Raw genomic sequence first — 24,680 nt, 5'->3', positions numbered from 1 at the left:
CCTTCGGTCGAGCTACGACTTTCGGTGGAGCGCAGCGTCGTACCTTCGGCCGAACCACCAGCGACGACGCCTCCGCGGGGGTATCGCGTGCACGTCGGCTGCGGTGAGATCGGGTCCATGGACAATCCGATTCTGCTCACTATCGCGATCTGCGAGATCGGCTTCTGGGCTCTGGTGATCGGCGGCCTGTGCCTGCGCTACCTGGCACGCATGCGACGCGCCAGCACCATCACGCTCGCCCTGCTCCCGGCCCTCGACCTCGTGTTGATTGGGGCGGTGGCGCTCGATCTGCACCGCGGCGGAGACGTCGAATTCGCACACCGCCTCGCCGGCATCTACCTCGGATGGACCGTCGTGTTCGCGCACTCCACTCTCGCCTGGCTCGACGTACGCTTCGCACACCGATTTGCCGGTGGACCCGCACCGGTCAAGGCCCCGAAGACCGGTCCGCAGGCCTACCGCAACGAGATCCGCGGATTCGTGAAGTGGTTGGTCGCCGCGACTATCGCACTGGTGATCACGTACGGCCTCGCGTACACCGTGGCAGACTCGGAGCAGGCAGCGGCACTGAAGACCGTGATCCAGCCACTCGGAGTCATCACGTTCTTCTGGTTCGTCACCGGACCGCTGTGGGTGGCCGGCAAGCACAACTCGAGCTCGAAAGATGCGGCAGGAGAAAGGAGTCGACTCTGATGGTGGGAGGTTCCAGGACACTGGCTGGTTCCAAGACACTGCGCAGGTTTCGACCCGCCTGGCGACCGCGAAATCCAGTGGTGCTGCCGCTCGAAATGTTCCTGGCCACGCTCGTCTACGCCGGATTCCAACTCTCCACCGGCATGGTCGGTGACACCAGAGACGAACTCGTCCGCAGCCCGACCCTGATCGCAGTGGGTATCGCTGCCCTGCTGGCGATGACCGCCGCGACGTGTGTGCGCCGATCGTTTCCCGTCGTGTCGTACCTGTCGGTGGTTGCGATCAGCGTCGCGCTGATTCTGGTTCTGCCGGACCGCACCCTCGGATTCACCCCGCTGTACTGGTTTGCGATCGCCGCGTTGGCAATTCGAGTGACCGGGCCACGCCTGTTCGCTCCCCTCGCCGTCGGCCTCATCCTCGAGACCGTCGTCAGCGTCGACACCCGACTGTCCTTTCCCGATGCCGCAGCCGGACCCGGTGGCACGATCGGGGTGGTGGCCGAGCAGGTCGTGAACCTCGCCGTCAACTACACGGTGCTCATCGCTCTGGGTAAGTACATCGCACGGAACAGAGCCCAGGAGCTCGAGAACGAGGCTGCCCTCCGCCGAGCCGAGATCGAACACCGACAGCAGCTCGACGCGGCGCTGGACAACGAGAGAAAAGCCATGGCGCGCGAACTCCACGACGTTGCGGCTCACCACCTGACCGGCATGCTCATCCAAGCCAAAGCATCGAAGACCCTCATCCCGAGCAACCCCGAGCAGGCACGCGAACTACTCACCGGCGCAATCGGACACGGCCAGCGCACCCTCGACAGCCTGCGCCAGATCGTCGGCATCCTGCGACCGAGCGACACGGCCTACAGCTTCGACACCGACCTCAGCTTCGACACCGACACTGCACCGCAACCGATGATCTCCGACATCGCCGAACTGATCGAACAGTCTCGAATCTCTTTCGAGCGCGTCGAGACGAGCATCGTGGCAGACAAAGAAGATACCGACAGCGCCGTGCAACTGACGTGCTACCGCGTCGTTCAGGAAGCGTTGTCCAATGCCCGAGTCCATGCGCCGAACTGCGTTGTGCGCGTGCAGGTGACCGTGGGTTCGTCGGCCGTCGAGGTGACCGTCACCAACACGATGCCGTCGGACGAGACAGAGCAGCGCGAGTCCACAGGACAGGGATTCGGCATTCCGGGTATGCGGGAGCGGGCCGCTCTACTCGGCGGGACCCTCGACGCCGGATTTTCCGACGACCGAACGACGTGGACCGTGCACGCTCGACTGCCCGTCGGCGGAAAGATCTCTCGGGCGCAGGAGGTGCCGGCATGATCACCGTTCTGATCGCGGACGATCAACCCGTGGTTCGGCAGGGATTCGAGCTGTTCCTGGCGGGCCATCCCGACATCGAAGTGGTCGGGCACGCGCACTCGGGAAGACATGCCGTGCAACAGGTATCGACCCTGAAACCGGACGTCGTGCTGATGGACATCAGGATGCCGAACGGTGACGGGCTGACCGCAACGCGCGAGATACTGGCGCAGTTCGACAACGTTCGCGTCATCGTCGTCACCACGTTCGACCTCGACGAGTACGTGTTCGCTGCCCTCGATGCCGGGGCGTCGGGCTTCCTGCTCAAGGACACCGATCCCGACGAACTCGCCGACGCGGTGGTCACCGTCGCCTGCGGCGGAGCGGTGCTCTCTCCTCGACTGACCCCGCGCCTGATGACCGAGTTCGCCCGCCGCGGCGCGCCGAGTCGGCCCAACTCCGTTCCGCCGCAACACGACCTGAGCCTGCGAGAAATGGAAGTGGTGCAACTACTGGCGCAGGGCCTGGGCAACAACGAGATCGCGCGGGAACTGCAACTCGAACAGAGCACGGTGAAGACCCACATCGGTAACATCTGCCGCAAACTCGACGTGAAAACCCGAGTGCACGTGGTGATCTGGGCCTACCGCAACGGCCTGGTGAGCAGCTAGGCTGCCTTTTGCTCCTCGTCATCCGCGGTCTCATCGGCGCGCTCCACCAGCGAGGCAGAGTGGTCGGTGTACTGAAAGTGCGGGCGCTTGTCGCCGATGTACGAGGTCATCCACGACACCACCGCGACGTAGCGGTTCCGGAAGCCGACCAGGTACATCAGGTGCACCGCGAGCCACATGAGCCAGGCAATCGGGCCCGACATGTCGACCTTGCCGAACAGTCGCGCCACCGCACTGAACCGGCCGACGATCGACATACTGCCCTTGTCGGTGTACTCGAACGGTGTTCCCGCGTCGACCTTTCCGATGATCATCTTCGCCACGTGCCTGCCCTGCTGCATCGCCACCGGCGACTGTCCGGGGAGCTTGTGCAGCGACGTCACGTCGCCGATCGCGTAGATGTCCTTCGCCGAGCCGACCGTCAGATCGTCGTGCACGAGAAGGCGTCCGGCACGGTCGGTCTCGCACCCGGTGCGCTCGGCGATCGTGGCCGCGAGATCGCTGGCCTGAACGCCTGCCGACCAGATGACAGTCTTGGCCGGGTAGGTACGCGAGGTCTTGGTGTCGACATCCTGCACCGTGACGACGTCGTCGGCGATGTCGGTGACCATGGCTCCGGTGACGACGTCGACGCCGGACTTCTCGAGCTTCGTGCGGGCGTACGCGCTGAGCTTGCCGCCGAATGCGGGCAGAACTTCCTTGACTCCGTCGACGAGGGTGACGGTGACGCCGCTCGGGTCGATGTCGGGGAACGAGCCGGCGAAATAGCGGTGCGCGAGATCCCTGATCTGGCCGGCCAATTCGACACCCGTCGCGCCTGCACCGACAACGACGAAGCTCAGCAATTCCTTGCGAGCAGCCGAATCGGCTGTCAGGTGCGCAGTTTCGTAGCAGCTCAGGATCTGCTCACGCAGAGCGATCGCGTCGTCCACGGTCTTGAGCGCGAACGTGCGGTCCTTGAATTCGTCGCGCCCGAAGTACGCCTGCGTGGCACCCGTGGCGACGATCAATCGACCGAAGCCGATGGTGTGGCTCTGTCCGGCACCGATGTAGGTGACCTGGTGATTCGCGGGATCGACATCGACGACGCGTCCGAGACGCACGTCCGCCGAGTCGTACTGCGCGAGGATCCGCCGGATCGGAGGGGCGATCTCACCCGTCGAGAGCATTCCGGTGGCGGCCTGGTAGAGAAGCGGCTGAAAGAGGTGTTCGGTGGTGCTGGAGATCAGCGAGAACGTCACACCGGCCTTGCCCAGAGACTTGGCGGCAGCCAATGCTCCGAATCCCGATCCCACGATGACGACGTCGTACGTTTGCACAGCACTTTCCTTTTCGGCTCGAGTCTTTTCCTCTACGAAGAACTACCTCCATGAAACTCCGACCGCGATGCTCTATCAACGCGGAAGTTGAAATAGCATCTATGAGCAGAACTCATGATTGGATGTCTACATGGAACTGCGGCAGCTGAAGTACTTCCTCGCGGTCGGCGAGGAACTGAACTTCTCACGCGCTGCCGAACGCTGCTACGTCTCGCAATCGGCGATCAGTCTGCAGATCTCCAAGCTTGAACGAGAAATCGGTGAGCCGCTGTTCGAGCGGACCTCTCGTACCGTTCGATTGACCGTTGTCGGAGCACAATTGGTCTCCATTGCCCGGCACATGGTGGAGCTCGAGCAGGCCGCCCTGGCACTGACGACGCGCAAGCGGAATCAGCTGCGCCTGACCGGAAACATGACGTTCGCAGCCAACGCCATCTCCGCCATCGTCGCGGTCCGCGAGCGTCATCCCGACGCCGAGATCGACTTCGTGCTGAAACGATTCGCAGAACAGATCGAAGCGGTGACATCCGGCGACTGCCAGGTGGCGCTGATCCGCGGCAGCGTCGAACGCTCCGGTCTCCATGTGACCGAACTGTGGACCGAGGACCTCGTCGTCGTACTCCCCGAGGGTCATCCTCTGGCGGGGGAGGACAACCCGAGCCTGAGCCAGCTCGCCGGCTACCCCCTGCTACTTCCCAAACGGAGCGAGCAGATCCTGTTGCACCGGGTGATCGAACGCGAGATGAAGCGCAGCGGGCTGCCATTGAGCTTCGGCCCACCCGTGGCGTCCGATCACACCGCCAGCGCCGAGCTCCTCAAGAACCCGCAATGCTGGTCCATCCTGTACGCCAGCACCGCCGACAGCACCCCCAAGACCGGCCTGGTCTTCCGCACCGAAGCCGACCGCAGGCTGCGGCTCCCGGTCTCGGCCGTCGTCGACGCGACCGTGCCCGCCACCGATATCCAGCGCGACCTCGTGGCGGCCCTGGCTGCGACAGCACCGGTTCAGCCCGCCACCCCTGCGAGCTGAGCGAACGCGGCATCGGCGTCGAACAATTCGGCGCGATCGTACGTCGACGTCGAGGCCATGATCTCGTTCGCGCCGGTGCGCTCGACAACCTCCTCCAACCGAGAACGGACCTGCCCGATCGTGCCGAGGATGCTCGACGCCAACGACGCCTCGATTCGGTTCCGTGTCTGCGGCGTCCACTGCGATTCGTCGATCGCAGACGCTCGTTCCAGAGCTGGGAACTCGCCCTCGCGCCTGGACCTGGCCATCGCCCATGCCTCCGGCACGGCCAACCTACGTGCATCCTCGGCGTCGGCTGCGATCGTCACGTCGAGCGAGATGATCACGTACGGTTCGGGATTCGAGGGCGTGGGCCTAAAGTGCTTGCGATACAACGCCAACGGATGATCCTTCTGCAGCACCGGTCCACCGACGACCACCGGAAGCCCGGCGCGAGCGGCCACCTCGAGACCGGCTCCGGTGGCGAGGACGAACACCGGTGGAGCAGCGGTGGCAGGGCGGGCCGTCACCGGTGCCGAACCGTCCAGATACGAACGCAATTCGGCGATGTCGGACTCGAACGTGTCGGGCGCGTCACGGTCTCGGCGCAATGCTGCGCGGACCGGTTCGGTGAATCCGAGGGAGCGGCCGACTCCGAGGTCGATTCGGCCCGGAAAGAGGGACTCCAACATCAGGAACTGCTCGGCCACGATCAGGGGCTGATGATTGGGCAGCATCACCCCGCCGGATCCGACGCGAATGCGCGAGGTGCGCGACGCCACCCCCGCAGCAAGCACCGCAGGCGCGCCCGACGCGATACCGGGAACGCCGTGATGCTCGGCCACCCAGAACCGGTGTAGCCCCATCTCCTCCGCATGCACCGCTCGTTCGACGGTATGCCGCAGCGCCGAGGTGTCGTCCATTCCGGATCGAGTGCGGGATCTGTCGAGCAGTGAGAAGAACACGGATATGTCAACCGACGAGGCGTCGGGCATATTTCTCGAAGTGTTCGTTCATAGCGGACCGAATGTGTCCGCAAAAGCGCTCACCATTGCTCCATGAACCTCACCATGAAGATCGAACTCGTCACCCTGGCCGTCACCGACGTCGATCGCGCCAAGGACTTCTATGTCTCGATCGGCTTCCACGCCGACCATGACGCACGGCCGTGGGACGGCATCCGGTACGTCCAACTCACTCCCCCGGGCTCGGCGTGCTCCATCGCGATCGGCGAGGGCATCACCGACGCCGAGCCGGGCAAGGGAGCGGGGATTCTGATGGTCGTGGACGACGTCCAGGAGGCCTACGAGTACCTCACCTCGTCGGGTCTGACCATCGATGCGCCCAAGGACGAGGGCTGGGGCACGTTCGTGTACTTCGCCGACCCCGACGGCAACAAGTGGTCGGTGCAGCAGTTGCCCGCACAGCCTTGAACCGCGCAGCCCTGAACCTAGTGCCGGAACTGCAGCCGAGCCAGGATGCCGCGGTGATCGGAACCGGTGATCGTCACCGCCTCGACCGATCGAACCGCCATGTCCGCCACCAGAACATGGTCGATGGCGATGACGGGTGGGTACCAGGTGTGCGCCGGATAGGTCCTGAGCATGCCGGCTCCCGTGGCCACCGCGGCATCGACGAACCGGCCGTCCTGTAGATCTCGGTACCGCCGATGATCCTGCGTCGCATTGAAGTCGCCGGCCACCACCACGGGACCGTCGTCGACGGGGATCTTGGCCAGTAGTTGACGCAGCAGCGCGAGCTCGCGAACCCACTCGGACGGCTCCCGCGGCCACGGCGGCACCGGGTGAACCGCGAACACCAGCGGCCGACCCGGCATCTCCACCCGTGCAGAGAGCAATTCGGTGACAAAACCGTCGTGCCGCTGCTCGTCGACGAGCGGGAAGCGGCTGTAGATGCCGGTACCTTCGCCGCCGGGGGCGGCGCTGACGTACGCGTGCGGCAACGAGCCGGACAGTCTCGGGCGAAGACGGGCCTCGGCCTCGGGCGTCAGTTCTACGAGGGTGAGCACGTCCGGGCGGTGTTGCTCGACCAGCGCAACCAACGCGTCGAGATCGGCCTGTCCCAGCCAGATGTTGGCGTGCAGGACCGTCAGAGTCGGTGCCTCGGTCGTCGTCCGGGAGCGGTGTCTGTGTAGTGGACGGTGCCTCTGCAGCGGCAGCTGCGTTGCGATGGCACCCGTCAGTACAGCCGCCCCCGCAGCCAGCCCCCACCACCCGAACGCCACGGCCGCGAGTGCAGTGCCGGGCACCGCGGCGAGCATGAGGACATGTGCCAAAGACGCGGCAACGAGCATCGCCTGCCCCCGCGCGTCGACGAGGTGCGCCACGATGCCGAGTACCGCTGCGAAGAGCAGTAACAGGGCCAACGATGCCGAAACCATGAGCGGAAGTCTTACAGGCAAACCTGAGGCCGAGCTGGGAAGCATCCTCGAGACCGACCGAACTGTTCGCTTTCTCGCCGCAAACACGACAGAATCGACAACGCTGTCCGTGAGTCAAGTAGGGGGACTTTCCGTGAACCGAAGGCAACTGCTGCGGTTGGCCGCTGCCGGAATGCTCGGCGCTGCCGCCGCTCCGGTCCTGAACTCGGCCGCAATGCCGGGCTCCGCCACAGCAGGCGCGCTGCCGATCGGTGCCGAAGGCATCCGAGCACTGGTTCCCGAGCTGTTCGCCGACCCCCCGCGCCCACCGGACCACTCACCCGTGATCGTCATCGGCTCCGGCTTCGGTGCCAGCGCCGCCGCCCTCCGCATGGCGCAGGCCGGCACCCAGGTCACCGTCCTCGAACGCGGACTGCGCTGGCCACGTGATCCGTGGCGCGAGATCTTCACCGCCGATATGACCGCCGACGGACGCGGACTGTGGCAGCAGAGCTCGTTCACCAACATCACCGGCATGCCCGTCGGGCCGGTCGACCTGTTCGGCGGCGTCCTCGACACCACCCGCTACGAGAACCTCTCCGTCTGGCGCGGCGCTGCCGTCGGCGGCGGCTCGATCGTCTACACCGGCGTCACCATCGCCCCCGACAAGAAGTTCTTCGACCTCTCCTTCGGCCGACGACTGAACTACGACGAGATGGCCGCCACCTGGTACCCCAAGGCGCGCTCGATGCTCCGGCCGTCGGCGATGCCCGAGGACGTCTACAACAGCCCGAACTTCGCACACTCACGCACCTGGGACGACCACGCCAGGCGGGCCGGCTTCACCCCGCAGGCAGTGGACGGCAACTGGAACTGGAACGTCGTCCGCGACGAGATCGGCGGCCGCTCGAGGCCGTCCGCGACCGTCGGCGCGAGCACCTTCGGCAACTCCAACGGTGCCAAGCACGACCTGACCCAGAACTACATCCCCCAGGCCGAGGCCACCGGCAACGCGACGGTATGTCACAGCCATCGCGTCGCGGCGATCGGCACAGAATCCGGCGGGCGCTACCGCGTCGAGATCGAACGCCTCGACCCGTTCGGCACCGTACTCGAGACACGCACACTCACCTGCGACACCCTCGTCCTCGGAGCCGGGTCCATCGGCACCACCGAGCTGCTGATGCGCGCCCGCACCACCGGTGCGCTGGCGAACCTCAACGAATTCGTCGGCACCGGATGGGGCACCAACGGCGACGCGTCGATGACGCGGTCACTGGGGCCGATGTCGGCCGGGCCGCAGGGTGCGCCGTGCGCATCCCGCATCGTCGACGACTCAGGACTGCCACTGACCGTCGAGAACTGGTACGTGCCGGGCGTTCCGGTGAATCTCGGTTTCATCGGCTCCCTCGGCATGACCATCGACCCCCTGCGTGGAAACTTCGGATTCGATTCCGCCACAGACACATTGACCCTCAACTGGCCGAAGGGGGGCAGCCGCGACACCGTGGAAGCCCTGCGCGCAGTGCAGAATCGGATGGCTCAGGCCGGCGGTACCGTCGTCGCAGCCGAACCGTTCACCCGCGATGTCGACGACACCTTCACCGCCCACCCACTCGGCGGCGCGGTACTGGGCGACGCCACCGACAACTACGGGCGGGTGAAGGGTCACCCCGGGCTCTACGTCGTAGACGGTGCCCTGATCCCCGGTAGCACCGGAGCCGCCAACCCGTCGCTCACCATCACCGCGTTGGCCGAACGCAACGTCGCGCAGATCATCGCCGACGGTCGCTGACCGTCCGAAGTGGGTAGACCCGCGCCGAACGGGTAGCCCACAAGTATGCCCGTCAACGACCCGACCGAACGCACCATGGCCGACCGCGACGTCGAAAAGCGCTGGAACGACCCCGGTGCCCTTCGTAAGGCTGCGGGATACTGCTCCGGCGTCGTGGCGGTGGCGGCTGCCCTGACCGCGGTGTTCCTGATCGTCGACCGCACCAGTCCTGTGTTGGCCGCGTCGGTGCCTGCGGTGTGCTTTCTCGGCGGGATCGGAGCTCTGACGTTGGGATACAAGTCCTACCGAGCCGGTGGCACGTGGCCGATCTGGCAGGGCGCGGCATGGTTCCTGTTCACCGTGATGCTGCTCGGACTCGCGATGCCGATGTTCGCCATTCGTCAGTGACCGTCGGCGTCAACCCAACTGAATCTCGGGGCGGCCTTCGGGGACGGTGACGGTTGCGGCGGTGCGAACCGGCCTGCCCGGCGTCGACACCGCATCGAGAACCCTCACTTCCGAATGCCATTCGGTGTTCGTCAGCGTGCTGCGGAGATAGCCGCGGCGAGCATTGCCGTACTTGACGTGCGGTGAGGCCTCGGCGATGGCCGCCCCGGCGGCGTCGACATCGGCACCGTCCTTGCCCGACGCGATCGACGTGGCCGCGATCTCCACACCTTGGATCGGCGACACCTGATCCTGGTAGTCGCGTCGCAGTTCGGAGACGATCGTGCGATGAATGTCGCCGACGATCGACGCGACGTTCTTCGCGCCACGATCCCTGGCTCCGTCCAGAATTCGGTGCCGAGACGCCTCGTATCCGCTCCACGGATCCATCCCGACCTTGCGGTCGCTACCGAGCCCACGAGCCAAGTCCGAGATGACCGTCTGATGCGCCAGGAAGTTCCACGTCGACGGCGATGCGAACCCGTCGAGAATCCACTTCTCCTGCGCTGCACCGGTTATGGTGCGCGACGGATCGGCCGTCTCCGCGTCCTGCGCATGCTCGCCGTCCCCGTGCGCCTGATCGCTGCGGTACTGCCGCGTGTCCAGTACCGAGAAGTCCACCAGATCGCCGAACGAGAACCGGCGATAGACCGTCATGTCCGGGCCGACGGGCTTCAGGTTCGACCGAACCGGAGTGTTCTCCCACCACGCCTTGAACGCATCGGCTCTGCGCAACAGGAACTCTCGCGGATCGTCGTCGTCCTGACTGATCTGCGAGGCCCAGTTGTTGTCCACCTCGTGATCGTCGAACGTCGAGACGAACGGTGCCGACGCATGGGCCGCGGCGAGGTTCTCGTCCGCCTTGTACAACGCATACCGGTCTCGATAGTCGTTGAGTACCATGGTCTCTCGGGCAGCCGACTCGGTACGCGGCTCACCCTTGCGAGCACCCTCGTCCTTGATCGCGTACTCGTAGATGTAGTCGCCCAGAAAGAACACCACATCGAGATTCGACGCCGCCAGGTCCTGGTACGCGCCGAAGTAGCCGTCCTCCCATTTCTGGCACGACGCCCACGCGAAATCGAGCCTGCTCAACGGTTGGCCCAGCGCCGGTGCGGTTTTGGTGCGGCCGACCGAGCTGGAGTGCGGTCCGACAAGGAACCGATAGAAGTATTCGCGAGCAGGCTCCAGCCCTCGGACGTCGACGTGAATCGACCAGCCGTCGAACTCGGTGGCAAGCTCGACGCCCTCGCGGGTGATGTTCACGAATCGTTCGTCCGCGGCGATCTGCCACCGCACCGGCACGACGCCAGGCGTCATTCCGCCCAGTGGCGCAAAGGGATCGGTAGCGAGTCTGGTCCACAGCACCACCGAATCGGGCAGTGGATCGCCGGATGCCACGCCGAGGCGGAACGGGTAATCGGGCGTCACCACGGACTGGGCCTGCGCCGTGGTTCCCGCGAGTCCCGGAGTGAACGCCAACGCCCCCACCAGCGCAGTCCACGTCAGAAACTGTCGACGTGTGGCCCCCGCTCGCATGGAGATGTCCGAACCGAACCGTATCTCGTTACCCCGTCTCACCATCCTTCGAGGCTGTCGCGCCCGAACGAACTGTGCGCGTCGTCGATCGAAAGGGCACATGAACACGAAATTTCCATTCGATTCAGGACCTGAGTCGTCCGCAATCACGGCAAAACTCGAACGCATGACGAACACCGACCGCACAGGCTCCCAAATCGACCACCTCAACATCGGCGTCGCCGATCTCGACGCCAGCGCCGAGTTCTACGGCGCTGTATTGAAACCACTGGGGATCAGCGAGATCATGCGGGTACCGCACACCCCCGAGGCGAACCAACTCGCCATGATCGCGTTCGGCTGGGCGCAGGTGAAGCCCTTCTTCTGGATCGTCGACGCACCGGGTTCGGCCATCGGACCGCACACCCATCTCGCCTTCAGCGCCCCGGATCGCGCCACCGTCGATGCCTTCCACGCCGCGGCACTCTCGGCAGGAGCGATCGAGCTCAGGCCTCCAGGGCTGCAGCCGGAATACCACGCCACGTACTACGGATCATTCGTCCGCGATCTCAACGGCATCGACCTCGAAGCCGTCTGCCATCACTGATGATTCGACGAACGCGTTCTCAGTCGGTCAGCTACTGCCGAACATCGGCGGCAGGACGGGCAGCGGTGAGACAGGATATGCAGCAACATCCATGACGACAGTGCCGTCGCAGTAGCCGCCGTAGATCGTGGTGGTCCACACGCCCGTCAGGCTGCCGTCGGGTTGCGGGGTGTAGTAGGCAACCGAGTGCGCATCGTTGTACTCCTTGGGATTTCCTTCACCCTTCCAGCAGTCCCACACCCAGTCATAGGTGTGCACCCAGCTCGTTCCGTCCCAGACGTAGTCGATCGGGCGGTTCTGGAGTGACTCGTTCGCCGGTGCTGGACCGGCGACGACGGAGGCAACGCACTCTCCATCGGTGCAGTCGGAGGCGAAGGTGTAGACGTCGGAGAAATCCGGCTCTCGCTGTGACGCCGCTGCGCTCGTGCCGGTCTTGCTCGCCGCGAACCGCATCAGCGAATAATCACCCGACCACGACGGGTCGTCACCGGGTGCCGCACCGGCCGGCAGCGCTCCCGCGAGAATCCACGCCATGACCATCGCAAGCACGAGCACAGTCTTTCGCATAGGAAGACGGTAACGGTCGCAGCATCCCACCGACCCCCGGACGACGAAACTGCCAGACCGGTTGGGTTCTTTTCAGATCAGCCGCGCCCCCCCGGGACGAGGTGAACGTTGTCACTGCGGCCGAGGCAGTGTCCCGTTGGTCCGCACGTGGTCGCGCAGGCGTGTGAGGATCGACTCCAGAACGGGGATCTCTTCGGGTACGAGCCCGTCGAAGAACAATCGACGCACCACATCGACATGACCCGCCGCAGCCCCGTCCAGAGCCGCCCTACCTGCACCGGTGAGAACCGCATCCGTGGCGCGACCGTCGGTGGTCGAGACCGCGCGATCGGTGAGCCCCCGTGCGCACATCCGAGCGAGGTGGTGCGAGGCCCTGCTGCGCTCCCAGCCGATCTCGGCTGCCAGGTCGCTCACCCGGCGACGTCCGTCGGGACTGTCCGCGAGCGCAACGAGCACCGAGTAGTCGGCCAGGGAAAGCCCGTGATCCTCGGTCAGCTGACGGTTCATCTCGAACGTCATCTGCAGCGACAACCCCATGTAGGCGCGCCAAGCCGACTCCTGAGCCGGCGTCAGCCACGGGCCGCCTTCGGGATTATTAGGTGACATGTCACGTTCTTTCTGAGATGCTGAGGCCCGGGGTTCGGCCCGTTGAGCCCCGACCACCAACCTTAGGGGCCCTTCATGGACAGCACTTCTCACGCCGAGTTGGTACGTCGCAACGTAGTCGAGGTGTTCAACGCGACCGACGCCGACCGACGACGCGAGCTGATCGAAGCCATGTACCACCCGGACGCGGTGTTCTACGACGCCGAGAACACCGCGACCGGACGCGACGCCGTCATCGATGCGATCACCGCACTCCTCGCGGACTCCGCCGGCGTGTCCTTCTCCGTCACCGTCGAACCCGCCGTGCTGGGCGACGTCGCACGCATCTCCTGGGCACTCTCACCGCCCGACGCCCCAGCCGTCGTCACCGGCCAGGACTTCGCCGTCGTCAAGGACGGCACAATCGCCGAGCTGTACACGTTCATCGACCGGAAATATCCCGCCGATCCGTCAGGCTTGCACCACCCACACCATATTGCCGTCGGGATCACGCAGCACGAACATGGGCGGCGCACCGTCCTCCGTCCCGGACATTGCGTCCATGTCGACACCGCCGATCGCGGCCAGCCGCGCATGTTCCGCCTCGACGTCGGGGGTTTCCACACCGATCGAGGACCCGCCGGGCGAGTCACCCATCGGCGGATTCAAGGCCAGACGTGCCGTCGAACCGGGCGGGGCCACCTCGACCCACCGATACTCGCCCTCGGGGCCGAAACGCGTATCGTCGCGCAGCTCGAAACCGAGCACGCGTGAATAGAACTCGAGAGCGGCATCCTGGTCTGCGACGGTGAACATGGCCACGCCGATGTTCACGATGGTGCTGGGGGTTTGATTGGTCATGCCGGTACCGACTCGAGGCGCATCGAAAACTCACCGCGCACCCCAGATATACAACAAAGCCCCGCATCGACCGAAGTCGATGCGGGGCTTTGTCTGCTGGCCCTGTCGTCGTGAACGGAAACTCGTAGTGGGCTACGAGGCAGGAGCGGAGCCTGCGAAGCGACCCAAAACTCAGCCGTGCACGTGCGACGAAGTCGCTCTAGCGGTATTCGTTGGAGAAACCGTAGTCGTCGAGCGGCACTGCAGCGCCGGTTCCCTGGCCGAAGCCGTCCGGGCTGTAGTACTGATCGTCGTACGACGGCACCGCGTATGCGGCGGCACGCGCCTCTTCGGTCGGCTGCACCGTGATGTTCCGGTACCGGTTGATGCCGGTACCAGCCGGGATGAGCTTACCGATGATGACGTTCTCCTTGAGACCTATGAGCTTGTCGCTACGGCAGTTGATCGCCGCATCGGTGAGCACACGAGTGGTCTCCTGGAAGGACGCTGCCGACAGCCACGAATCGGTGGCCAGCGACGCCTTGGTGATACCCATCAGGACCGGACGTCCGGCTGCGGGCTCGCCACCCTCGGAGACGACGCGACGGTTGCTCGACTCGAATTCGCTGCGCTCGGTGAGTGAACCGGGCAGGAATTCGGTGGAGCCGCTGTCGATGATCGTCACGCGACGGAGCATCTGGCGCACGATCGTCTCGATGTGCTTGTCGTGAATCGACACACCCTGCGACCGGTACACCTCCTGGACCTCGTTGACGAGGTGGATCTGCACCTGACGGGGACCCATCACGCGCAGGACCTCGTGCGGATCGGCAGCACCTTCCATGAGCTGCTGGCCGACCTCGACGTGGTCACCGTCCGCCAGAAGGCGCTCGGTGCCGTCGTCGTGCTTGAAGACGCGCAGACGCTGACGCTTGGAGAGCTTGTCGTAGACAACCTCTTCGCCGCCGTCGTCCGGGACGATGGTGATCTTGTAGAAACGATCGCCGTCCTCGAGCTGGATGCGTCCCGACACGTCCGCGATCGGAGCCTTGCCCTTCGGCACACGTGCCTCGAACAGCTCCTGCACGCGAGGCAGACCACCGGTGATGTCATCTCCGGCGACACCACCCTGGTGGAAGGTACGCATGGTCAGCTGGGTTCCGGGCTCACCGATGGACTGTGCGGCAACGATACCGACGGCCTCACCGATGTCGACCAGCTTGCCGGTGGCCATCGAGCGGCCGTAGCAAGTGGCGCAGACGCCGGTTCCGGTGGTGCAGGTGAGCACCGAGCGAACCTTGACCGACGTGATGCCCGCAGCGAGCAGCGCGTCGATGGCCGGGTCACCGAGATCGTGTCCGCGAGCGACGATGACCGTGCCGTTCTCGTCGACAGCGTCGTTCGCCAACGTGCGGGCGTACGTGCTGGTCTCGACGTGAGCGTCGCGGATCATCTTGCCGTCGGCGGTCTTCTCGGCGATCGTCGTGACGATGCCGCGCTCGGTGCCACAGTCGGTTTCCCGAACGATGACATCCTGCGAGACGTCGACCAGACGACGCGTCAGGTAGCCCGAGTCGGCGGTACGAAGCGCCGTGTCGGCCAGACCCTTACGAGCGCCGTGCGTGTTGATGAAGTACTCGAGAACCGTCAGGCCTTCCTTGAAGGAAGACTTGATCGGACGCGGGATGAACTCACCCTTCGGGTTCGTCACCAAGCCCTTCATGCCGGCGAGCGAGCGAACCTGAGTCATGTTTCCGGCTGCGCCGGACTTCACGATCATCGGGATCGGGTTGTCGTCGGGGAAGTGCGCCTCCATGGCCTTACCGACCTGCTCGGTCGCGTCCTGCCAGATCTTGACCAGTGCGGAGTTGCGCTCGACCTTGTCGAGTGCGCCGCGCTGGTACTTCTTCTCGATCTGATCGGCCTGAGCCTCGAAGGTCTCCATGATCTGCGGCTTCTCCGGCGGCACGAGGACGTCGGAGATCGAGATGGTGACACCCGAACGCGTGGCCCAGTAGAAGCCGGCGTCCTTGAGCTTGTCGACGGTCTGCGCGACGACGATCATCGGGTAACGCTCGGCGAGATCGTTGATGATGGTCGACTGACGCTTCTTCGGCATCTGCTCGTTGACGAACGGGTAGTTCGCCGGAAGCAGCTCGTTGAAGAGCACGCGTCCCAGAGTGGTCTGCGCGGTCCATGCATCGCCGCGGTTCCAGCCGTTCGGGAACAGCTCGTTCTCGATGTCACGCGGCGGGCGCTGCGTGGTGAGACGAACCCGAATCTGCGACTGCACCGTGAGCGATCCACGGTCGACGGCCATCTGAGCCTCGGCCGGGGAGGAGTACGCCCCGAACTCGGCCGTGTCGGTCTTGGCGTCGGCGCGCTCGCCGACGGCACCGGCGTCGAGACGCGTCAGGTGGTACAGACCCGTCACCATGTCCAGACGCGGCATGGCGAGCGGACGGCCCGATGCCGGCGAAAGGATGTTGTTCGACGACAGCATCAGCACGCGCGCCTCGGCCTGAGCCTCGGCGGACAGCGGGAGGTGGACAGCCATCTGGTCACCGTCGAAGTCGGCGTTGAACGCCTCACACACGAGCGGGTGCAGCTGGATGGCCTTGCCCTCGACGAGCTGCGGCTCGAACGCCTGGATGCCCAACCGGTGCAGGGTGGGTGCACGGTTCAGCAGCACGGGGTGCTCGGCGATGACCTCTTCGAGAACGTCCCACACCTGCGGACGCTGACGCTCGACCATGCGCTTGGCCGACTTGATGTTCTGCGCGTGGTTCAGATCCACCAGACGCTTCATCACGAACGGCTTGAACAGCTCGAGTGCCATCAGCTTCGGCAGACCGCACTGGTGCAGCTTGAGCTGCGGGCCGACGACGATGACCGAACGGCCCGAGTAGTCGACGCGCTTGCCGAGGAGGTTCTGACGGAAACGACCCTGCTTGCCCTTGAGCAAGTCGGACAGCGACTTCAGCGGACGGTTACCCGGTCCGGTGACCGGACGTCCACGACGGCCGTTGTCGAACAGGGCGTCGACCGACTCCTGCAGCATCCGCTTCTCGTTGTTGACGATGATCTCGGGAGCACCGAGATCGATCAGACGCTTGAGGCGGTTGTTGCGGTTGATGACGCGGCGGTACAGATCGTTGAGGTCGGACGTCGCGAAACGTCCACCGTCGAGCTGCACCATCGGACGAAGCTCCGGCGGGATGACCGGGACAGCGTCCAGGACCATGCCCATCGGGGAGTTACGGCCGGCCTGGAACGCAGCGACGACCTTCAGACGCTTGAGCGCGCGCAGCTTCTTCTGACCCTTGCCACTGCGGATGGTCTCGCGAAGAGACTCCGCCTCGGCGTCGATGTCGAAGGTCTGCATGAGCTTCTGGATCGACTCGGCACCCATGGCACCGGTGAAGTACTCGCCGTACCGGTCGATGAGCTCGCGGTAGATGAGCTCGTCGACGATGAGCTGCTTGGGAGCGAGCTTGGTGAACGTGGTCCAGATCTCTTCGAGACGATCGAGCTCACGCTGCGCGCGGTCACGGAGCTGACGCATCTCGCGCTCGCCGCCGTCCTTGACCTTGCGGCGCACGTCGGACTTGGCACCCTCGGCTTCGAGCTCGGCGATGTCGGCTTCGAGCTTCTGCGCACGAGCCTCGAGATCGGCGTCGCGCTGGTCTGCGACGGCCTTCTTCTCGACCTCCATCTCGGCCTCGAGCGTCGAGAGCTCGTTGTGGCGGAGCTCGTCGTCGACCGTGGTGATGACGTAGGCAGCGAAGTAGATGATCTTCTCGAGATCCTTCGGAGCCAGGTCGAGCAGGTAGCCCAGACGCGACGGCACACCCTTGAAGTACCAGATGTGCGTGACCGGAGCGGCCAGTTCGATGTGGCCCATGCGCTCACGACGCACCTTGGCGCGAGTGACCTCGACGCCACAACGCTCACAGATGATGCCCTTGAAGCGGACGCGCTTGTACTTGCCGCAGTAGCACTCCCAGTCCCGAGTGGGGCCGAAGATCTTCTCGCAGAAGAGGCCGTCCTTCTCGGGCTTGAGCGTGCGGTAGTTGATGGTCTCCGGCTTCTTGACCTCGCCGTAGGACCACTGACGGATGTCGTCCGCAGTGGCAAGGCCAATGCGAAGTTCATCGAAGAAGTTGACGTCGAGCACGTAACTTCCTTTCCCCGTTATGGGTGTTGTGCTGGAAGAGCAAATGAGAGAAACGCCTGCCGGATCCGCACTGGGCGGATCCGGCAGACCACAGAACTACTGAGCGAGGTCGTCGACCGTGGCAGCTTCGTTGCGGGAGAGATTGATTCCCAGGTTGGCTGCGGCACGCTCGAGGTCTTCGTCGTCACCGTCGGCCATCGTGATGGCAGCGCCGTCCGAGGACAGCACCTCCACGTTGAGGCACAGCGACTGGAGCTCCTTGAGGAGCACCTTGAAGGACTCGGGGATACCGGGCTCGGGAATGTTCTCGCCCTTGACGATCGCCTCGTACACCTTCACGCGGCCGACAACGTCGTCCGACTTGATGGTGAGAAGCTCCTGCAGCGTGTACGCGGCACCGTAGGCCTGCATGGCCCAGCACTCCATCTCACCGAAGCGCTGTCCACCGAACTGGGCCTTACCACCGAGGGGCTGCTGCGTGATCATCGAGTACGGCCCGGTCGAACGAGCGTGGATCTTGTCGTCGACCAAGTGGTGCAGCTTGATGATGTACATGTAGCCCACCGACACCGGGTACGGGAACGGCTCGCCGGAGCGGCCGTCGAACAACGTGGCCTTTCCGTCGGATCCGACCATCTGCTCGCCGTCGCGGTTGGGAATCGTGCTCTCCAGCAAGCCGGCGAGCTGATTCTCCTTGGCACCGTCGAACACCGGGGTGGCGATGTTGCTGTCGGCCGGAGCCGCCAACATCTCCTCGGGCAGACGCTCGGCCCAATCGGGCTTCGTGCCGTCCGCGGCGATCTGCACGTTCCAACCGGTCTTGCCGATCCAACCCAGGTGGGTTTCGAGGACCTGACCGATGTTCATACGACGCGGAACACCGTGGGTGTTGAGGATGATGTCGATCGGGGTGCCGTCGGGCAGGAACGGCATGTCCTCCTGCGGGAGGATCTTGCCGATGACGCCCTTGTTGCCGTGACGGCCGGCGAGCTTGTCGCCGTCCTGGATCTTGCGCTTCTGAGCCACGTAGACGCGGACCAGCTCGTTGACGCCGGGAGGCAGATCGTCGTCGTCGTCGCGCGAGAAGACGCGGATGCCGATGACCTTTCCGTTCTCGCCGTGCGGAACCTTGAGCGAGGTGTCGCGAACTTCGCGAGCCTTCTCACCGAAGATGGCGCGCAGGAGGCGCTCTTCGGGGGTCAGCTCGGTCTCGCCCTTCGGCGTGACCTTTCCGACCAACACGTCGCCGTCACGAACCTCGGCACCGATACGGATGATGCCGCGCTCGTCGAGGTCTGCGAGGACCTCGTCGGAGACGTTCGGGATGTCGCGAGTGATCTCCTCGGCACCGAGCTTGGTGTCGCGAGCATCGATCTCGTGCTCCTCGATGTGGATCGAGGTGAGAACGTCCTCTTCCACGAGGCGCTGCGACAGGATGATCGCGTCCTCGTAGTTGTGGCCCTCCCACGGCATGATCGCCAGCAGCAGGTTCTTGCCGAGTGCCATCTCACCGTTCTCGGTGCAGGGGCCGTCGGCGAGGACCTGGCCGGTCTCGACGCGCTGTCCCTCGTCCACGATCGGACGCTGGTTGGCGCAGGTGCCCTGGTTGGAGCGCGCGAACTTGCGCATCCGGTAGGTCTTGCGGGTTCCGTCGTCGGCCATGACCGTGACGTAATCGGCGGAGACCTCTTCGACGACACCGGTCTTCTCGGTGATGACGACGTCACCGGCGTCGACAGCTGCACGCAGCTCCATGCCGGTTCCGACGATCGGCGACTCGCTGCGAACCAGCGGGACGGCCTGACGCTGCATGTTCGCACCCATCAGGGCACGGTTGGCATCGTCGTGCTCGAGGAACGGGATCATCGCGGTTGCGACGGACACCATCTGGCGCGGCGAGACGTCCATGTAGTCGATGTCGTCGGACGAGACGAACTCGACCTCTCCACCCTTACGACGGACGAGAATCTTGTCCTCGATGAAGTGGCCCGAGTCGTCGACCGGAGAGTTCGCCTGCGCGAGCGTGTGGCGATCCTCCTCGTCGGCGGTCAGGTAATCGACCTCGTCGGTGACCTTGCCGTCGACGACCTTGCGGTACGGCGTCTCGATGAACCCGAACGGGTTGACGCGTGCGTACACCGAGAGCGATCCGATCAGGCCGATGTTCGGGCCTTCCGGGGTCTCGATGGGGCACATGCGGCCGTAGTGCGAGGGGTGCACGTCGCGGACCTCGAGGCCGGCGCGCTCACGAGAGAGACCGCCGGGTCCCAGTGCCGACAGGCGACGCTTGTGGGTCAGACCCGACAGCGGGTTGTTCTGGTCCATGAACTGCGAGAGCTGGGACGTTCCGAAGAACTCCTTGATCGCAGCGACGACGGGACGGATGTTGATCAGGGTCTGCGGCGTGATCGCCTCGACGTCCTGAGTCGTCATACGTTCGCGCACGACGCGCTCCATGCGGGACAGGCCCACGCGGATCTGGTTCTGGATGAGCTCGCCGACGGTGCGCAGACGACGGTTGCCGAAGTGGTCGATGTCGTCGACCTCGACCGGAACCTCGACGCCGTCGGGTGCGGTCATCGAGGTCTCACCTGCGTGCAAACGCACCAGGTACTCGATGGTCGCAACGATGTCTTCCTCGGTGAGGGTCGACGCCACGATGGGCTGACCCGAGTTGAGGCCGAGCTTCTTGTTGATCTTGTAGCGACCCACGCGAGCGAGGTCGTAGCGCTTGTCCTTGAAGAACAGGTTCTCCAGCAGGGTTTGCGCCGACTCCTTGGTCGGCGGCTCGCCCGGACGCAGCTTGCGGTAGATGTCGAGGAGTGCCTCGTCGGTACCGGCGGTGTTGTCCTTCTCCAGCGTGGCCATGAGGATCTCGGAGAAGCCGAAGCGCTCCGTGATCTGCTCGGTGGACCAGCCGAGAGCCTTCAGCAGCACCGTGACGGGCTGGCGACGCTTGCGGTCGATGCGGACACCGACGGTGTCGCGCTTGTCGACGTCGAACTCGAGCCATGCACCGCGACCGGGGATGACCTTGACGCTGTGCAGGTCCTTCTCGGTGGTCTTGTCGATCGAGTGATCGAAGTAGACGCCCGGCGAACGCACCAGCTGCGAGACGACGACACGCTCGGTGCCGTTGATGATGAAGGTGCCCTTGTCGGTCATCATCGGGAAATCACCCATGAAGACCGTCTGGCTCTTGATCTCACCGGTGTTGTTGTTGATGAACTCGGCCGTGACGAACAGCGGAGCCGCGTACGTCATGTCCTTGTCCTTGCACTCATCGGTCGAGGCCTTGACCTCGTCGAATCGTGGGTCGGAGAAGGAGAGAGACATCGAGCCCGAGAAGTCCTCGATCGGAGAGAGCTCGGTCAGGATGTCCTCGAGTCCACCGGCGACACTGCTGTCTCCGCGGGCGGCGGCACGGTCACGCCAACTCTGCGCACCTACCAGCCATTCGAACGAATCCGTCTGTACATCGAGGAGACCGGGTACCTCCAACGGCTCGCGAATGTTCGCGAACGAAACCCTCCTCGGGGCTCCCGGTGTTCCGACAACTGCCTTGGTCTGGCTAGAGACTGCCAAGATGCGTCCTTCCAGCACCTCACGCGGGTCGCTCGTGCAGTGCGACCGCCGCTGTATCTGTTTGCTATATGTGGGGCGAATTTCGGCTGGTGCAACCAGACCGAATCCCCATCACAGCGGCCCGAAAACGTGCTTTCGGGTAACAGCGATCGAGAGGTGGACAGGAGGCAGCCAGCGCAACGTCCAAAGGTACCCCAAATGTACGCACAGCGCAACGGGGGCATCAAAAGTAGCACCCGGGGTCCATTCACGCGCCGACTCGACGAAAGCGTGTCGCCTGCCGAACGCCCAGAACCACTGCTCTCATCAAACCACTGCGCTTCAGAAACCACTGGGGGTGCTCCTGACGACAAGAGTGAACCGTGCCGCCCCCTTCGTCAAGAGGTTCGGGCCAATCCGTTGTTCGTGATACCGCACTCGAACCAGTCGCGTCGATGGACCATTGCACCGCCGAGACGTATGCAATGGTCCATCGACGCAGTCGGGGGGGCGGGAAACCGACGCGCCCCGCCCCCTGCCGTCTACCGGTCGCCCTCGCGCCACCGCGTGGCCTCGGCGAGCGCGAAACCGTGGACGTCCGCCAACTCACCCAACCGCTCCACGCTGTCGCCGTCGAGGGTGGTGCCGATACTGCGCAGTCCGAACTCACCCGACAACGCGATCAGCATCGTCTCGGCCATGCAGGCGTACGTCAGCCCCGGAGCCAACCCGTAGGTCAACCCGAAATCCGAGCCCGACGGCACCCGCACGATGCCGCCGTCGAACACCGTCACGTCGGGCCGCTCACTGCGCACGTCCCGGCCGATGTTCGGCGGCTGCGCAACATCGCAGACGATGGCACCCTCCATCAGATCCGTCGGATCGATCAGCGCATGCGGCGCCGACGTCGCAGCGATGACGATCAACGAATCCTGCACCGCAGCAACAGGATCGGTGAAGAACTCGACATGTCGCGACCTGATCAGATCGTCCAGATCACCGTCGACCGCGTGCGCGGCAGCGGCCAGATCTCCCGAACCCGCACCGGCCCGAGCGCTCGCCACCATCTCCTGCGCGGCCGCCCACAGCTTGGGCGCGATGACCGAACTCTCCCCCCGCCTACCGACCAGCACGATGCTGCCGACCTCACCGGCCAGCTGCATGCCGATGGTTCGCCCGATCGCGCCGGCGGCACCGAGAATCGTCACCCGAGCCCGCGCGACATCGATACCGCGTTCACGGCACACGCGTCGAACAGCCCGCAGACTCGCCGCAGCGGTGAACGTGTTGCCGGTGGTGATCGGTCGCGTCGTCGCGCCGAGGCCCAACCCGTTCCCGGTGATCACCGACGAGTATCCGCCCAACCCGACCACCGTCGCACCGCGTGAGATCGCCAGTTCGACGGCACTGCCGACCACCCGCAGAGCCTGCTCGGTCGGCAGGTGCAGCAACTGCTCGGAGGTGTACGGCAGCCCGATCAGATCGCCGTGCGCCGTCGCCTCCTCACCCCCGACGACTCGGCCGCTGCCGATGACGAACGACGCAGGTTCGAGCTCGGACGTCGATGCCGCGAACCGCTCGAGCAGGTCCTGCCGCTCGCCGTGGTCGAACACCTCCAGCGCCGGATCGAACGCAGCGAAGAATCCGAGATCGAGTGGATGCGCGATGAACGCGAAGCGTCGATCGGCCGGTCGCACAGCGATATCGGGCGTCCGACCCGGGCGCAACGCCTCGAGCGCGGGCGGAGTGGCGACGGTCGGGCGGCCCAGCAGATGCCCGAACAATCCGTCCAGGTCCCCCACCGCCGCATAACCCAATGCCCGATCCAACGCCGCGACCAGCCGCGAGCACTGCACCGCCGACACCGTCAACGGTGGTTCGATCCGAATCACCCTGTTACCGAACAGAGTCGGAGCCACACGTATCCCCTCGACATCGAGCAAGTACGAGCAGATCACCACGGCCAGATTGTGTTGATCGGCAATCGACCCCAGCAACGACTGTCGCCCGACGAAGTTCACGTCCGCGGTGAGTTCCAGGCCCAGCAACAGTCCGCGACCGCGCACTGCGGTGACCACCGACGGATATTTCTCGGCCAGCACGGAGAGATCGTTCTTCAGCTGCCGCCCGAGAACGGCCACGTTCTGCACCAGAGCGCAGTCGTCTCGAGTCAACTCGTCGAGAACCGCGATACCGACCCGCGCGGCCAACGCGTTCCCCGCGAAGGTCGACGTGTGACGGAGCGCGAAACTCTCGTCCACCAACCTCGGCGCACACAACACCGCACCCACCGGCACGATCCCTCCCCCGAGCGCCTTGGCCACGGTGAGAATGTCCGGAACCACACCCTCGTGCTCGGCGGCGAACATCCTGCCGGTCCGGCCGAGCCCGGTCTGCACCTCGTCGAGAGCCATCAGCACCCCGTGCCGATCACAGATCTCCCGCACGCGACGCAGGTACCCGTCGGGTGGACACACCACCCCGCCCTCACCCTGAATCGGCTCCACCAGAAACACCGCATAGTGCCCGGGTGCCGCCGCCAGGGTCGCGTCGAGCGCGTCCGAATCACCGAACTCGATGTGATCGAATCCCTCGACCGGTGCACCGAAACCGCTCTGATACTTGATGTTTCCCGTCGCAGACAAAGCGCCCAGAGTCTTGCCGTGAAAACTGTTCCCGGTGGTCAGTACACCCAGCCGACCGGTGTGCGCTCGTGCGATCTTGAGCGCCACCTCGGTGGCCTCGGTACCACTGTTGACGAACGTCGTCCGCGTCAACCCGTCGGGTGCGATGCGCCCCAACCGATCTGCCAATTCACCCGCTGCCGTCAGCACCGACGGCTGCACGAAGATCGCCTCCCCGCTGCAGCGAACATCGTTGATCGCCTGCCAGATCGGAGTGGGGCCGTGGCCGAAGGGCAGCGCCCCATATGCGCCCGCGAAGTCCAGATAGCGACGACCCGCGGCGTCGAACAGAACCGTCCCGTCGCCCCGCACGTACTCGCGATCCAAGTTCAGCGCAGACAACAGCCGATACAGTTCGGGATTGACGTGCTCGGCAAAGCCCGAACGACCGGACCTGGATTCCAGCACGGAATAATCGATGGTTGTGTCAGTCATGACCAGCATGCTCCGTTTTCATCGGATCCACCCCTGGCTGTCGAGCGTCTATTGGTTGTCTCGAACAACCAGGGCTCGTCCCAAGCCAGGACGCAATCGC

The 24,680-nt window shown here is 64.7% G+C and carries 18 protein-coding genes and 1 pseudogene; 9 read left to right on the top strand and 10 right to left on the bottom strand.

Annotation, left to right across the window (positions count from 1 at the left end; genetic code table 11):
• Nucleotides 1-117 precede the first annotated feature (117 nt).
• From CH256_RS01955 to CH256_RS01945, 3 genes are all read left to right on the top strand, one after another.
• Nucleotides 118-693, top strand: a complete 576-nt coding sequence (locus CH256_RS01955) for a hypothetical protein (RefSeq protein ID WP_094668734.1) — start codon at nt 118-120, stop codon at nt 691-693.
• 80 nt (nt 694-773) lie between these two features.
• A complete protein-coding gene (locus CH256_RS01950; protein ID WP_179271968.1) occupies nt 774-2,024 on the top strand; it encodes a sensor histidine kinase in 1,251 nt (416 codons plus the stop codon).
• Complete coding sequence (locus CH256_RS01945; RefSeq protein WP_068053396.1) at nt 2,021-2,674, top strand: response regulator transcription factor; 654 nt, start codon at nt 2,021-2,023, stop codon at nt 2,672-2,674. Before CH256_RS01950 ends, CH256_RS01945 begins: the two co-directional genes overlap by 4 nt.
• Here the strand turns inward: CH256_RS01945 and CH256_RS01940 are convergent.
• On the bottom strand, nt 2,671-3,993 hold the full coding sequence (locus CH256_RS01940) for an NAD(P)/FAD-dependent oxidoreductase (RefSeq protein WP_094668719.1): 1,323 nt from the start codon (nt 3,991-3,993) through the stop codon (nt 2,671-2,673). The two genes, CH256_RS01945 and CH256_RS01940, sit on opposite strands and share 4 nt — an antisense overlap.
• Before the next feature lie 130 nt (nt 3,994-4,123).
• Here CH256_RS01940 and CH256_RS01935 point away from each other — a divergent pair, with 130 nt between their 5' ends.
• Nucleotides 4,124-5,023 (top strand): LysR family transcriptional regulator, encoded by a 900-nt coding sequence (locus CH256_RS01935; RefSeq protein ID WP_068053390.1) that lies wholly within the window; start codon nt 4,124-4,126, stop codon nt 5,021-5,023.
• Here CH256_RS01935 and CH256_RS01930 read toward each other — a convergent pair.
• Nucleotides 4,999-5,967 carry an MsnO8 family LLM class oxidoreductase gene (locus CH256_RS01930; protein ID WP_179271967.1) on the bottom strand — a complete coding sequence of 323 codons (969 nt, stop codon included), beginning with the start codon at nt 5,965-5,967 and terminating at the stop codon, nt 4,999-5,001. The genes CH256_RS01935 and CH256_RS01930 overlap by 25 nt on opposite strands.
• A 93-nt stretch (nt 5,968-6,060) precedes the next feature.
• Here CH256_RS01930 and CH256_RS01925 point away from each other — a divergent pair, with 93 nt between their 5' ends.
• Nucleotides 6,061-6,435, top strand: coding sequence for a VOC family protein (locus CH256_RS01925; protein WP_068053385.1), 375 nt, complete (start codon nt 6,061-6,063; stop codon nt 6,433-6,435).
• Between the two features lie 17 nt (nt 6,436-6,452).
• Here the strand turns inward: CH256_RS01925 and CH256_RS01920 are convergent, their stop codons facing one another.
• Nucleotides 6,453-7,403, bottom strand: coding sequence for an endonuclease/exonuclease/phosphatase family protein (locus tag CH256_RS01920; RefSeq protein WP_179271966.1), 951 nt, complete (start codon nt 7,401-7,403; stop codon nt 6,453-6,455).
• A gap of 133 nt (nt 7,404-7,536) precedes the next feature.
• Between CH256_RS01920 and CH256_RS01915 the strand changes: the two genes are divergently transcribed.
• On the top strand, nt 7,537-9,177 hold the full coding sequence (locus tag CH256_RS01915; protein WP_094641135.1) for a GMC oxidoreductase: 1,641 nt from the start codon (nt 7,537-7,539) through the stop codon (nt 9,175-9,177).
• 45 nt (nt 9,178-9,222) lie between these two features.
• On the top strand, nt 9,223-9,564 hold the full coding sequence (locus tag CH256_RS01910) for a hypothetical protein (RefSeq protein ID WP_094641134.1): 342 nt from the start codon (nt 9,223-9,225) through the stop codon (nt 9,562-9,564).
• A 9-nt stretch (nt 9,565-9,573) separates the two neighbouring features.
• Here the strand turns inward: CH256_RS01910 and CH256_RS01905 are convergent, their stop codons facing one another.
• Entirely contained in the window at nt 9,574-11,187 is a 1,614-nt protein-coding gene (locus CH256_RS01905; RefSeq protein ID WP_094668716.1) for an alkaline phosphatase D family protein, read from the bottom strand.
• 121 nt (nt 11,188-11,308) lie between these two features.
• On the opposite strand from CH256_RS01905, the gene CH256_RS01900 reads away from it, so the two are divergent.
• A complete protein-coding gene (locus CH256_RS01900) occupies nt 11,309-11,728 on the top strand; it encodes a VOC family protein (RefSeq protein ID WP_094668733.1) in 420 nt (139 codons plus the stop codon).
• A 27-nt stretch (nt 11,729-11,755) separates the two neighbouring features.
• Here the strand turns inward: CH256_RS01900 and CH256_RS01895 are convergent, their stop codons facing one another.
• Together CH256_RS01895 and CH256_RS01890 are read right to left on the bottom strand one after the other, a co-directional pair.
• On the bottom strand, nt 11,756-12,295 hold the full coding sequence (locus CH256_RS01895; RefSeq protein ID WP_094668715.1) for a hypothetical protein: 540 nt from the start codon (nt 12,293-12,295) through the stop codon (nt 11,756-11,758).
• 111 nt (nt 12,296-12,406) lie between these two features.
• Entirely contained in the window at nt 12,407-12,901 is a 495-nt protein-coding gene (locus CH256_RS01890; RefSeq protein ID WP_094668714.1) for a MarR family winged helix-turn-helix transcriptional regulator, read from the bottom strand.
• 75 nt (nt 12,902-12,976) lie between these two features.
• On the opposite strand from CH256_RS01890, the pseudogene CH256_RS28425 reads away from it, so the two are divergent.
• Nucleotides 12,977-13,300 (top strand): annotated as a pseudogene (locus CH256_RS28425) (nuclear transport factor 2 family protein); the annotation flags it as partial.
• A 51-nt stretch (nt 13,301-13,351) separates the two neighbouring features.
• On the opposite strand, the gene CH256_RS27900 reads toward CH256_RS28425, so the two are convergent.
• The 4 genes from CH256_RS27900 to CH256_RS01870 form a co-directional block, all read right to left on the bottom strand.
• Nucleotides 13,352-13,696 (bottom strand): VOC family protein, encoded by a 345-nt coding sequence (locus CH256_RS27900; RefSeq protein ID WP_256989334.1) that lies wholly within the window; start codon nt 13,694-13,696, stop codon nt 13,352-13,354.
• Nucleotides 13,697-13,940: 244 nt separating this feature from the next.
• The gene (locus CH256_RS01880) at nt 13,941-17,897 is read right to left on the bottom strand and encodes a DNA-directed RNA polymerase subunit beta' (RefSeq protein WP_094668712.1); all 3,957 of its coding nucleotides are present in this window, start codon (nt 17,895-17,897) and stop codon (nt 13,941-13,943) included.
• Nucleotides 17,898-17,993: 96 nt separating this feature from the next.
• Nucleotides 17,994-21,500, bottom strand: coding sequence for a DNA-directed RNA polymerase subunit beta (gene rpoB, locus CH256_RS01875; protein ID WP_094641131.1), 3,507 nt, complete (start codon nt 21,498-21,500; stop codon nt 17,994-17,996).
• 503 nt (nt 21,501-22,003) lie between these two features.
• The gene (locus CH256_RS01870) at nt 22,004-24,580 is read right to left on the bottom strand and encodes an aminotransferase class III-fold pyridoxal phosphate-dependent enzyme (RefSeq protein WP_094641500.1); all 2,577 of its coding nucleotides are present in this window, start codon (nt 24,578-24,580) and stop codon (nt 22,004-22,006) included.
• Nucleotides 24,581-24,680 lie beyond the last annotated feature (100 nt).

This window comes from Rhodococcus sp. 05-2254-6, assembly GCF_002258565.1.
GTDB lineage: Bacteria > Actinomycetota > Actinomycetes > Mycobacteriales > Mycobacteriaceae > Rhodococcoides.
Note: the sequence above shows the minus strand (reverse complement) of the source record. Positions and strands in the feature narration are given on the sequence as shown.